This window comes from Streptomyces sp. ICC4, assembly GCF_003287915.1.
Classification (GTDB): Bacteria; Actinomycetota; Actinomycetes; order Streptomycetales; family Streptomycetaceae; genus Streptomyces; species Streptomyces tritrimontium.
Map to the genome: position 1 here is coordinate 6,125,254 of NZ_CP030286.1, position 11,931 is coordinate 6,137,184.

General features: G+C 73.8%; 11 protein-coding genes. 7 read left to right on the forward strand and 4 right to left on the reverse strand.

Annotated elements, in window-relative coordinates; translation table 11 throughout:
- The first annotated feature begins 30 nt into the window (after positions 1 to 30).
- From DRB89_RS28640 to DRB89_RS28655, 4 genes are all read left to right on the forward strand, one after another.
- Positions 31 to 1,527, forward strand: a complete 1,497-nt coding sequence (locus DRB89_RS28640; RefSeq protein ID WP_162688766.1) for a 3' terminal RNA ribose 2'-O-methyltransferase Hen1 — start codon at positions 31 to 33, stop codon at positions 1,525 to 1,527.
- Positions 1,524 to 4,157 (forward strand): polynucleotide kinase-phosphatase, encoded by a 2,634-nt coding sequence (locus DRB89_RS28645; RefSeq protein ID WP_112450548.1) that lies wholly within the window; start codon positions 1,524 to 1,526, stop codon positions 4,155 to 4,157. Before DRB89_RS28640 ends, DRB89_RS28645 begins: the two co-directional genes overlap by 4 nt.
- A gap of 178 nt (positions 4,158 to 4,335) precedes the next feature.
- Positions 4,336 to 4,803 carry a hypothetical protein gene (locus DRB89_RS28650; protein ID WP_239516372.1) on the forward strand — a complete coding sequence of 156 codons (468 nt, stop codon included), beginning with the start codon at positions 4,336 to 4,338 and terminating at the stop codon, positions 4,801 to 4,803.
- 93 nt (positions 4,804 to 4,896) lie between these two features.
- On the forward strand, positions 4,897 to 6,180 hold the full coding sequence (locus DRB89_RS28655) for an arginine deiminase (protein ID WP_239516373.1): 1,284 nt from the start codon (positions 4,897 to 4,899) through the stop codon (positions 6,178 to 6,180).
- Between the two features lie 202 nt (positions 6,181 to 6,382).
- On the opposite strand, the gene DRB89_RS28660 is transcribed toward DRB89_RS28655, so the two are convergent.
- Complete coding sequence (locus tag DRB89_RS28660) at positions 6,383 to 7,186, reverse strand: hypothetical protein (protein ID WP_112451236.1); 804 nt, start codon at positions 7,184 to 7,186, stop codon at positions 6,383 to 6,385.
- A gap of 4 nt (positions 7,187 to 7,190) precedes the next feature.
- Entirely contained in the window at positions 7,191 to 7,856 is a 666-nt protein-coding gene (locus DRB89_RS28665; protein WP_112451235.1) for a papain-like cysteine protease family protein, read from the reverse strand.
- Positions 7,857 to 8,095: 239 nt separating this feature from the next.
- Between DRB89_RS28665 and DRB89_RS28670 the strand changes: the two genes are divergently transcribed.
- The gene (locus tag DRB89_RS28670) at positions 8,096 to 9,049 is read left to right on the forward strand and encodes a hypothetical protein (RefSeq protein WP_112451234.1); all 954 of its coding nucleotides are present in this window, start codon (positions 8,096 to 8,098) and stop codon (positions 9,047 to 9,049) included.
- A 99-nt stretch (positions 9,050 to 9,148) separates the two neighbouring features.
- Here the strand turns inward: DRB89_RS28670 and DRB89_RS28675 are convergent, their stop codons facing one another.
- On the reverse strand, positions 9,149 to 9,583 hold the full coding sequence (locus tag DRB89_RS28675; RefSeq protein WP_112451233.1) for a Rieske (2Fe-2S) protein: 435 nt from the start codon (positions 9,581 to 9,583) through the stop codon (positions 9,149 to 9,151).
- A 75-nt stretch (positions 9,584 to 9,658) separates the two neighbouring features.
- Between DRB89_RS28675 and DRB89_RS28680 the strand changes: the two genes are divergently transcribed.
- The gene (locus DRB89_RS28680; RefSeq protein WP_112451232.1) at positions 9,659 to 10,567 is read left to right on the forward strand and encodes a carbohydrate kinase; all 909 of its coding nucleotides are present in this window, start codon (positions 9,659 to 9,661) and stop codon (positions 10,565 to 10,567) included.
- On the opposite strand, the gene DRB89_RS28685 is transcribed toward DRB89_RS28680, so the two are convergent.
- Positions 10,557 to 11,162: a TetR/AcrR family transcriptional regulator gene (locus tag DRB89_RS28685; protein ID WP_112451231.1), complete on the reverse strand. Its 606-nt coding sequence runs from the start codon at positions 11,160 to 11,162 to the stop codon at positions 10,557 to 10,559. The genes DRB89_RS28680 and DRB89_RS28685 overlap by 11 nt on opposite strands.
- Positions 11,163 to 11,232: 70 nt before the next feature.
- Here DRB89_RS28685 and DRB89_RS28690 point away from each other — a divergent pair, with 70 nt between their 5' ends.
- A complete protein-coding gene (locus DRB89_RS28690) occupies positions 11,233 to 11,880 on the forward strand; it encodes an NAD(P)H-binding protein (RefSeq protein ID WP_112451230.1) in 648 nt (215 codons plus the stop codon).
- The last annotated feature ends 51 nt before the right edge of the window (positions 11,881 to 11,931 follow it).

Genomic DNA, 11,931 nt, shown 5'->3' on the forward strand with positions numbered 1-11,931 from the left:
CAGCCCCTGTGGCCAGGGAGAATCGGCAGCGTGTTCCTGACGATATCCACCACCGGTTCCCCCGAACGACCCGCCACCGACCTGGGCTTCCTGCTGCACAAGCATCCCGGCAAGGCGCAGTCGTTCTCCACCTCCCACGGCACCGCCCACGTCTTCTACCCCGAAGCCACGGCCGAGCGGTGCACGGCGGGCCTGCTCCTGGAGGTGGATCCCGTCGCGCTCGTGCGGCGCGGCCAGGGCAAGGGCCGGGGCGGTACGCCCGACGCGGCGCTCGCGCAGTACGTCAACGACCGTCCGTACGCCGCCTCCTCGCTGCTGGCCGTCGCGCTGAGCGGTGTGTTCCGCAGTGCGCTGGCCGGTCAGTGCACCGCCAGGCCGGAGCTGGTGGACGAGGTCCGCCCGCTGCGCGTCGAGATCCCGGCCCTGCCCGCCCGGGGTGGCGCGGACCTCGTGCGCAGGCTGTTCGGCCCGCTCGGCTGGGCCACGGTCTCGGTCACGCCGGTCCCGCTCGACGAGACGTTCCCCGAGTGGGGCGACTCCCGGTACGTGCGCCTGGTCCTGGAGGGCGAGCTGCGCCTCTCCGACGCGCTGCGCGGCCTGTACGTCCTGCTGCCCGTCCTGGACGACGCCAAGCACTACTGGATCGCCGCCGACGAGGTGGACAAGCTGCTGCGGGCCGGAGAGGGCTGGCTCGCCGGGCACCCCGAGAGCGGGCTGATCACCTCCCGCTACCTGGCCCGGCACAAGCGGCTGACGCAGGACGCCCTGGAGCGCCTGGAGCTGGTCCGCCTCGCCGAGGCCGACGGCAGCGAGGTCGAGGAGCTCGACAACGCGGTCGGAGAGGCCGATGAGGACGATGCGGCGGCGGAGCGGACGGTACCGCTCGCGGTGCGGCGTCGCGAGGCGATCCTCGCCGCGCTGCGCTCCGCCGGGGCCGCCCGCGTCCTGGACCTGGGCTGCGGCCAGGGCCAGCTGGTGCAGGCGCTGCTGAAGGATCCGGCGTACACCGAGATCGTCGGCGTGGACGTGTCCATCCGGGCGCTGAACCTCGCCGCCAAGCGGCTGCGCCTCGAGCGGATGGGGGAGCGGCAGAGCTCCCGCGTCCGCCTGACGCAGGGCTCGCTCGCGTACACCGACAAGCGGCTCGCGGGCTACGACGCGGCCGTGCTCAGCGAGGTCATCGAGCACCTGGACCTGGAGCGGCTGCCCGCCCTGGAGTACGCGGTGTTCGGCTCGGCCCGCCCCCGCACGGTCCTCGTGACCACGCCGAACGTCGAGTACAACGTCCGCTGGGAGACGCTGCCCGCCGGGCACGTCCGGCACGGCGACCACCGCTTCGAGTGGACCCGCGAGGAGTTCCGGGCCTGGGCCGGCCAGGTCGCCGACCGGCACGGCTACTCCGTCGCGTACGTCCCCGTCGGCGACGACGACCCCGAGGTGGGGCCGCCGACCCAGATGGCCGTCTTCACCCTGACCACCGGCACCGCTGACACCACCGACACCCCGAAGGAGGGCGAGGCAGCATGACCACCGACATCGCCGTCGACACCGACACCCCCACCACCCGGGGACGCGTACTTCCCGTCACCGACCTGTCCCTCGTCGTCCTGATCGGGGCCACCGGCTCGGGCAAGTCCACCTTCGCCCGCGCCCACTTCAAGCCCACCGAGGTGATCTCCTCCGACTACTGCCGGGGCCTGGTCGCCGACGACGAGAACGACCAGGGCGCCAGCAAGGACGCCTTCGCGGTCCTGCACTACATCGCGGGCAAGCGCCTCGCCGCCGGCCGCCTCACCGTGATCGACGCCACCAGCGTCCAGGCGGAGTCCCGCCGGCAGCTGGTCCAGCTCGCCCGCGAGCACGACGTCCTGCCCATCGCGATCGTCCTCGACATGCCCGAGGAGGTCTGCGCGGAGCGCAACGCGGGCCGCCCCGAGCGGGCCAAGCTGCCCCGCGCCGTCATCCAGCGCCACCGCCGGGACCTGCGCCGCTCGCTGCGCGGCCTGGAGCGCGAGGGCTTCCGCAAGGTGCACGTACTGCGTACGCCGGAGGAGGCCGAGTCGGCCGAGGTGGTCCTGGAGAAGCGATTCAACGACCTCACCCACCTCACCGGCCCCTTCGACATCATCGGTGACATCCACGGCTGTTCCTCCGAGCTGGAGACCCTGCTCGCCAAGCTCGGCTACGAGGACGGGGCCCACCCCGAGGGCCGTACCGCCGTCTTCGTCGGCGACCTCGTCGACCGCGGCCCGGACAGCCCCGGCGTGCTGCGCCGCGTGATGGGCATGGTCGGCTCCGGCAACGCCCTGTGCGTGCCCGGGAACCACGAGAACAAGCTCGGCCGCCACCTCAAGGGGTCCAAGGTCCAGCGGACCCACGGCCTCGCCGAGACCATCGCACAGCTCGCCGAGGAGCCGGAGGAGTTCGTCGAGGAGGTCCGCGCCTTCATCAGGGGCCTGGTCAGCCACTACGTCCTCGACGGCGGGAAGCTCGTGGTCTGCCACGCCGGGCTGCCCGAGAAGTACCACGGCCGCACCTCCGGCCGGGTGCGCTCGCACGCGCTGTACGGGGAGACCACGGGCGAGACCGACGAGTTCGGCCTGCCCGTGCGCTACCCGTGGGCCGAGGACTACCGGGGCAAGGCCGTCGTGGTCTACGGCCACACCCCGGTCCCGAACACCGCCTGGATCAACAACACCATCTGCCTGGACACCGGAGCCGTCTTCGGCGGCAAGATGACCGCCCTGCGCTGGCCCGAGCGCGAACTGGTCGACGTACCGGCCGAGAAGGTCTGGTACGAGCCGGTCAAGCCGCTCGCCACCGAGGCGCCGGGCGGGCCATGGGGGTCCCCCCGGACGGAGTCTGGGGGTGGGCGTCCGCTCGACCTGGCCGACGTCAGCGGCCGCCGGATCGTCGAGACCCGGCACCTGGGCAACGTCAACGTCCGCGAGGAGAACGCGGCGGCGGCCCTGGAGGTCATGAGCCGATTCGCCGTGGACCCGCGGCTGGTGCCGTACCTGCCGCCGACCATGGCGCCGACCGCCACCTCGAAGGAGGCCGGCTATCTGGAGCACCCGGCCGAGGCCTTCGAGCAGTACCGCAAGGACGGCATCGCCCAGGTCGTGTGCGAGGAGAAGCACATGGGTTCCCGCGCCACCGTGCTGGTCTGCAAGGACGCCGACGCGGCCCGCGAGCGCTTCGGGGTCGGGGGTACCTCCCACGCCGAAGGCTGTGGGGGAGGCCCCACCGGGTCCGTCTACACCCGTACCGGGCGGCCCTTCTTCAAGGAGGCCGAGGTCACCGAGGAGGTTCTCGCCCGGCTCCGCGCGGCGATCACCGACGCCGGCCTGTGGGAGGAGCTGGACACCGACTGGCTGCTCATCGACGGCGAGCTGCTGCCCTGGTCGCTGAAGTCCGGCGGCCTGCTGCGCAGCCAGTACGCCGCCGTGGGCGCGGCCTCGGCCGCCGTCTTCCCGGACGCCCTGGCCGCCCTGGCGGCGGCCGGCGCCCGGGGCGTCGACACCGCCGAGCTCCTGGAGCGCCAGCACGGACGCGCCGCCGACGCGGCGAAGTTCACCGACGCCTACCGGCGCTACTGCTGGACCACCGACGGGCTCGACGGCGTACGGTTCGCCCCGTTCCAGCTGCTGGCCTCGGCCGGGCGCTCGCTGGCGGCCGTGCCCCACGACGAGCAGCTGTTCTGGCTGGACCGGCTCGTCGCCGCCGACGAGGCGTCCGCCACCGGGCTGCTGCGCCGCACCGGCCGGATCCTGGTCGACACGGCCGACGAGGCCTCGCTGCGGGCGGGCACCGACTGGTGGCTGGAGCTGACGGCCGCCGGCGGCGAGGGCATGGTGGTCAAGCCGCTCCAGGCGTACGCCAAGGACGGCAAGGGCCGCCTGGTCCAGCCCGGGGTCAAGGTGCGCGGGCAGGAGTACCTGCGGATCATCTACGGCCCGGAGTACACGCGCCCGGACCACCTGGAGCGGCTGCGCCAGCGCCACCTCGGGCACAAGCGCTCCCTCGCCCTGCGCGAGTACGCGCTCGGGCTGGAGGCGCTGGACCGGCTGGCGGCGCAGGAGCCGCTGTGGCGGGTCCACGAGGCGGTCTTCGCGGTCCTCGCGCTGGAGTCGGAGCCGGTGGACCCGCGGCTCTGACGCGTCAAGGAAGGGCCCCCGTACGGCCGGTCATTAGGTCGTATGGGGGAACTTTCGCGGAGAACTCCGGGAAAACCACCGGCGGGATCGTTCATCCAGGGCAGCGGAATGTCCGCGACCCTGGAAGGACGGAACGTCACCTATGAAGATGACCGCGCGCGGAAGCATTGCGGCACTCATGACCTGTATGGCCGCGGCCGGCGCGGCCACCCCGGCCGTGGCCGACGCGGTGCCGGTGGGTGTCCCCCTGGACGCCGTGCGCACCACGCTCGGCGTGGACGTCCCGCACGTGGCCACCGGAGTCCCGGTGCCGGTCGTCGGGGCTCCCCAGGTGCCCGTGCACCACACCGGCGACATGCTGCCGACTCCGCTCCTCCCGGCGGTCCCGATCGGCACCGAGCTCGGCAGCACCCTCGTCACCTCCCCGGTGCCGAACCTGGCCGGCAAGCCCGAGACGGACGGCGAGGGTTCGGTGGACGCGCCCGCGACCACCATGCGCACCCGTACGCCGGGACTGCTCGTCGGCTCCCCGCTGACGATGCCCGACGGGTCCAACTACGGGCTGCCGAACGTGACTCCCCCCGCGCTGGGCGTGATCGCCCCGGAGCTCACGGGTGCCCCGCAGGCGCTCCTCGGCCTGCGCTGAGGCGGCCGGCGCGGGCGGCGCCGGCCCGGTGGTACCTGACCCGCTGAGCCGACGCCACGTCAAAAGGCCGCCCGGTCTGAGAACGTGTACGGCATGGGATTCCATGTCGATTCCGAGACCGGGCGGCTCCGCCGCGTCATCCTCCACCGGCCCGACCTGGAGCTGAAGCGGCTCACACCGAGCAACAAGGACGCGCTGCTCTTCGACGACGTGCTGTGGGTGCGCCGGGCGCGCCAGGAGCACGACGGCTTCGCCGACGTACTGCGCGACCGGGGCGTCGCGGTCCACCTCTTCGGGGACCTGCTGCGCGAGGCCCTGGACATCCCGGAGGCGAGGCACCTCGTACTGGACCGGGTCTTCGACGAGAAGGAGTACGGTCCGCTCGCCACCGACCACCTGCGGGCGGTCTTCGACGGGCTGGACTCCGCCGCTCTGGCGGAGGCGCTGGTCGGCGGGATGACCAAGCGGGAGTTCCTGGAGCGGCACGCGGAGCCGGTGTCGGTCCGCTTCCACGCGCTGGGACTGGACGGCTTCCTGCTGGGCCCGCTGCCCAACCACCTGTTCACCCGCGACACCTCGGCCTGGATCTACGACGGGGTGTCCATCAACGCGATGCGCTGGCCGGCCCGGCAGCGCGAGACCGTGCACTTCGAGGCCATCTACAAGCACCATCCGCTCTTCACCGGTTCCGGGCCCTTCCACACCTGGTCGCAGGGACAGGCCGACTACCCCTCCACCATCGAGGGCGGCGACGTGCTGGTGATCGGCAACGGCGCCGTGCTGATCGGGATGAGCGAGCGGACCACCCCGCAGGCGGTGGAGATGCTGGCGCGCGGGCTGTTCGCCGCCGGGTCGGCGACCACGATCGTGGCGCTCGACATGCCGAAGAGCCGGGCGTTCATGCACCTGGACACGGTGATGACGATGGTCGACGCGGACACGTTCACCCAGTACGCGGGCCTGGGCATGCTGCGCTCCTACACGATCGAGCCGGGCGGGGGGCTGAGCGATCTGAAGGTCACGGACCATCCGCCCGAGCACATGCACCGGGCCGTCGCCGCGGCCCTCGGGCTGGACTCGATCCGGGTGCTCACGGCGACCCAGGACGTCCACGCGGCCGAGCGCGAGCAGTGGGACGACGGCTGCAACGTGCTGGCGGTGGAGCCGGGCGTGGTCGTCGCCTACGAGCGCAACGTCACGACCAACACCCACCTGCGCAAGGAAGGCATCGAGGTGATCGAGATCCCGGGCCTGCCTCTTATACACATATTCGAGGGGCACCCGAGGTCTGGTAGGGCGTCGGCCCGGCCTTGCACGTTCCCGTATCACGGATGGTCCGTGGCGGGGGGGGGTGGCCGTGTCTGTGGCGGCGCATGAGCGCGATGACAACGCCCCCGTGCAGGGCCAGGTCGCGCTCGCGTACGCCGGGCAGCCCGTGGTAGGCGACGGTGGGGCCGCGCGCGGAAAGGAGCCCGGGGCGGTCCGGGGCGGGGCGGCCCGGGGCGGGCCCGGACCGGGGCGGGCCCGGACCGCCCCGCAGGCCCCGGCCGCCTGGCAGCGGCCGGGGCCCCTCGGGTGGCTACGCCCGCACCACCCGCTGCCGCCGGGAGCGGCGGACGGCCAGCAGGCCGCCCGCGCCCAGCGCCATCGCCAGAGCCACGGCTCCGGCCCCGGCCCCGGCCGGCAGTGGTCCTCGCGTCCCGCCGGACCCGGCCGCGGCTTCCGTGGGGGCGAAGCCGCCGGCCTTCCCGGACTTGGCGTAGGCGGACCCGGGGAGCTTGTCCCCGTACGCCTTGACGACCCGGGCCCGGTAGGCGGCCAGGCTCGTGCCCCCGGCGCCGACCGCGGCCACCGCGTCCTCGTCCAGCGGCAGCACGCGCTCGCCGCCGGCCACGTACCAGGCGTCGATCTGGGGTTCCCGGAACACGGTCCCGCCGGGCAGTTTCGCCGCGCCGAGCCCGGCATAGCGGAACTCGTCGTCGCCGGTGGCGATGTTCACCACCTGCCAGCCCGCCTCGGTCTTCGCGGTCCACAGGGCGGCCTGCTGGCCGTCGGAGGAGACGGCCCTGCTGGCGAGGAACTCCAGCCGGGCCACGCCCGCGCCCGGCCTCCCGGCGACGAATTCCGGGGAGAGGTGGTGGACGGCCATGGCCTCGCCCTCGATGCGGGGCTGCGCGGCCGTCAGCGACACCTTGCCCTCACGGGCGAAGAAGCGGGACAGGGTGGCGAGCGTGTCGGGGGCCGCGGCCGCCCGTGCGGCGGCGGCCCGGTTCTCGGCCGTGGCGCTCTGGGGCTGCGGCACGGGGGTGGCGCCCGCCTGGGTGGGGGCCAGGGCGAGCAGGGCGGTCGAGACGACGACCGCGGCAGCGAGGCGAGGATTCATGAGGTCACGCCCCGATCCGGTAGAGCGAGTGGGTCCAGGAGAAGGTGCTGTTGTCCACGTACCAGGCGTGCGAGGCCCAGTTGTAGCGGTCGCTGGAAGGCCACGGGTCGCCCCAGTAGACCCAACTGTTCGCGGTGTCGTAGCCGTAGACGACGTGCATGTGGCCGCCGCCGTTGGACCACTGGATGCGGGTCTCCACCGGGCGGTTGGCGTTGATCTCGCTCTGCACGGTGGAGTACTGCAGCCAGCCGTTGACGTAGGAGCCGGAGTTGATGCCGGCCCAGCGCAGGGCGGTCTGCACGTTGGCGAGGTTGGCCTGGTTGTTGGGGCAGTCGTAGCCCTGCTGGCGGTTGAAGGCGGCGTTGCAGAACTGGTTCTGGGTGTAGGTGCGGCCGAACCAGGTGGCGATGGTGTTGCCGGCGGCGGCCCAGCACCAGTTGGTCTTCTGCTGTGCCTGCATGGTGATGTTGAGCCGCTTGTTCGCCAGGGCCGCGTTCTCGGCGGTCACGTCGGCGGCGGCCGCCCGGGTGGTGGCGGTCGCGGTGGTGGTGGTGGTGGCGGAGCCCGTACCGGTGGCGGCAACGACGGCGGTGGCGGTGCCGGTGGACAGGGCGAGGAGCAGGGCGGTGACGAAGGCGGCGAGGGAAAGCCGCCGGTTTCGGTTGCGCATCGCGTTCCTCCCGAGGTGGGGAGTGGGGGTGGAGGAGCGCGTCCGGACGCTGAGGAGGAGCATCAGGGTGTTGTCGGGAACAGGTCAACACGCTTCAATACGGCGTGACATCGCGGTGTGAACGGTGGGGCCGAAGTGTGAACGTCCGCTGTCGGTCGACCTGGACGCACCCCGGCCCCGGACATCGCCCGCGAGGCCGCCCGCACCTCGTCGCGTGAATGTTCACAGGAGGAACCGCCATGCGGTCGAGCGCGGACAGCACGTTCTCAGACAGCGCCCTCGACCTGCCGCGCCTGCTGCGCACCGGGCCCTTCCACCTCGCGCTCCGCGCCGCCCTCACCGCCCGCGGGCTGCCCCTGCACCGGGTGCAGCAACGGCTCGCCGCCCGCGGCATCAAGCTCGGGGTCACCAGCCTCAGTTACTGGCAGCAGGGCGCCCGGCGGCCGCGCCGCGCCGAGTCCCTCAAGGCCGTACGGGCCCTGGAGCAGATCCTCGAACTGCCCGGGGGGACCCTGCTGCGGCTGCTGGCCGCGCCGGACCCCGCCGCCCCCGAGACCACCCGGCCGCCGGCGCGTTCGTACCGGGCGCTGTTCAGCGTGGGCGCGGCCGTGGAGGCGATGCTGGCCGGCATGGAGCTGCCCGCCGACGGCGGCCTGCACACCGTCGGCCACCACGAGCGGGTGCGGATCGGGCCCGCCGGGGAGCTGCTGGGCCGCGAGTCGCAGCACGTCGTACGGGCCCACCGCGACGGGGTCGACCGCTACGTGGCCGTCCACCACGGCGACCCGGGCTGCGATCCGGCGCGGATCAGGGTGCGGGCCGACGAGAACTGCCGGACCGGGCGGATCAGACGCCATCCCGAAGGCGGGGTGGTCGTCGCCGAGCTGCTCTTCGACGCCCGGCTGCGCGCCGGGGACACCTACGTCTTCGGCTACGGCTTCGAGGACGGCACGGGCGGGCGCAGCGCCGAGTACGTGCGGGGCTTCAGCTACACGGGCGGGCAGTACGTGCTCCAGGTCCGCTTCGACGAGGCCGCGCTGCCGGTGCGCTGCCGGCGCTTCACCCGCAGCGGGCCGAACGCGCCGCGCGGGAGGCTCGCGGACCTGAACCCGAGCGGCCCGCACCGGGCCGTGCACCTGGTGGAACAGGGAGTCCACCGCGGAGTCCTGGGCATCGCCTGGGACTGGGAGTGAGCCTGAGCCCGCCGCCGGGCCCGCCCGGGCCCGCCCGGGTCAGCCCGGGTCAGCCCGGGTCAGCCCGGGTCAGCCCGGGTCAGCCCGGGTCAGCCCGGGTCAGCCCGCGATGAGCTTGCCGCCCTCGGACTTCACCGGGACCTCCGGCAGCGGGTCGGTCGCCGGGCCGCGCAGCACCTTGCCCGTGGCCGCGTCGAAGCGGCTGCCGTGGCAGGGGCAGTTCCCCTGACCCTCGACGATCTTGTCCAGCACGCAGCCCGCGTGGGTGCACTGGGCGCTGAAGGCCTTGTACTGTCCCGCTTCCGCGCAGCTGACCAGGATCTTCTTCTCCCGGAACAGCTTCGCGCCGCCGACCGGCACATCGGCCGCCGCGCCCAGCTCGACGGCCTCGGCCGGGACCGCGGGGGAACCGCCGCCGCTGTTGGACTCGGTGGAGCAGGCCGTGAGCGCCGCACCCGCACCGGCGGCCCCGACGATCGCTGCGGCGCCCTTGAGGACGGTACGGCGGGCGGCGGGCGACGAGGCGGCGGACATGCGGTGCTCCCGGGGGTGCTGGTTCGGCTGGGTCCACCCGACGATACCGGCGCCCGATGGGATACCTTCCCCCGCGTGATCGTCGTAGGTGGAGAAGCCCTGATCGACCTGGTGCCCACGGCGGAGCCGCCGGGCGCCCTGCTGCCCCGGCCGGGCGGCGGACCGTACAACACCGCGCTCGCGCTGGGCCGGCTCGGCGCGGAGGTCGCCTTCTGCTCCCGGGTCTCGACGGACGGCTTCGGCGCCTCGCTGCTCGCGGGGCTGGACGCGGCCGGCGTGGACCTCTCGCTGGTCCAGCGCGGGCCGGAGCCGACCACGCTGGCGGTTCCCTCGCTGGCCCCGGACGGCTCGGCGGCGTACCGCTTCTACGTCGAGGGCACGGCCGACCGGCTGTTCCGCCTGCCGCCCGCGCTGCCGGCGGGGGTACGGGCCCTCGCGCTCGGCACCTGCTCGCTGGTGCTGGAGCCGGGGGCGAGCGCCTACGAGGCCCTGCTGCGCCGGGAGTCCGGGCGCGGGCTGCTGACCCTGCTCGACCCCAACATCCGGCCCGCGCTGATCGCCGATCCGGCGGCCTACCGGGCCCGCTTCCTGTCCTGGCTGCCGTACGTGGGCGTGCTGAAGCTGTCGGAGGAGGACGCGGCGTGGCTGGGCGGCCGGGTCGGCGACTGGCTGGCGGCGGGCCCCTCGGCGGTGGTGCTCACCCGGGGTGCGGGGGGCCTGACGGTGTGGACCCGGGAGGGCCGGGAGTACTCGGCGCCCGCGCACCGGGTCGCGGTGGTGGACACGATCGGCGCGGGCGACACCGTGAACGCGGCGCTGCTGCACCGGCTTTCGGGCGGCGCGAGCGGCGCGGCCGGTCCCGGTGCGACCGGTCCCGGCGCGGCGGACTGGCCCGAGGTGCTGGCCTACGCCGCCCGGGCGGCCGCGCTGACCTGCTCCCGGGCGGGCGCGGAGCCCCCGTACGCGTCCGACCTCAGCGGATAGCGGCCCACACCGTCCGCGCCAGGGCGGGGGCGAAGTCCTCGACGGGGTCGACGGTGTCGGGGCCGGAGAAGTGCAGGAAGAAGGCCCGCTGGAAGCAGGCGCCGAGCAGCAGCGCGGCGGCGGCCCGCGGATCGGCGTCGGGGCGCAGCCGGCCCCGTTCGTGTTCGCGCAGCAGGTGGCCGACCAGGGCCTCCAGCACGATGTGCGGGCCCGCGCCGATGCTCCGTACGCCCTCGCGGTGGCGGGTGAGCAGGACCGGGTCCGCGAAGAGCGAGGCCGCCATGGGCATGGCGTCGGCGTAGAAGAGCGAGGCGTGCCGGGCGATCTCGGCCAGCCGCTCCTCGACCGGCTGCTCCCCCGGATCGGTGGTGAGCGCGGCCATCATCGGCCCGGCGCTGGTGCGGCGCTCCATCAGCACGCGCACGAACAGCTCTTCCTTGTTCGCGAAGTACTTGTAGAGCGCGGCCTCCGAACAGCCGGCCTCCCGGGCGATCGCCTTGGTGGTGGCGTTGGCCAGCCCACTGGTGCGCATCAGGGTCTCGGCGGCGTCCAGCAGGCGCTCGGGGGTGGGCCGGCTTGACTTTGGGGTGGGCATTCACTCACCCTAACGGAAGCAGAGGTGAGTGAATACTCACCCACCCTCTCTCAGCCATGCGGGAGCCAGGATGAGAATCACGGTGTTCGGAGCCACGGGCGGGATCGGCCACGAGGTCGTCCGACAAGCCCTCGAAGCGGGACACGAGGTGTCGGCGGTCGTCCGCGACCCGGCGCGGCTGGCGGTGGCGGACCGCGAGCGGCTGCGGGTGACGGTGGTCCGGGACCTCACGGACGAGGACGCACTGGTCCCGCTGCTGGCGGGCCAGGACGCGGTGGTTTCGGCACTGGGCCCCGCGAACAACAAGCAGGCGCGGCTCGCCCCGGTCGCGGGCCCGGCCCTGCGGTCGATCGTCTCCGCGATGGACCGGGCGGGGGTCAGCCGCCTGTCGGCGGTCTCCGCCGCCCCGCTGGGGCCGGTCGGGGCGGAGGGGGCACTCACCCGGATGCTGGTCTACCCGCTGCTGCGACGGTTCCTGCGGGACCTGTACGCGGACCTCACGGTCATGGAGGCGGCGATCGCCGCCAGCGGCACGCGGTGGACGGTGATCCGGCCGCCGCGGCTGCTGAACAGGCCGCGGACGGGGACGTACCGGCGGGCGGTGGACGCCAACGTCCCGGGCGGGAAGGTCATCGCCCGCGCGGACGTCGCGGACGCGCTCCTCACGACGCTGTCGGACCCCTCCACGTCCCACCACGCCATCGGCGTGGCCGCGTAGTCCCGGGGCCGGAGCGCCGCGCGGAGCCTCCCGCTCCCCCGCACGCCGGCG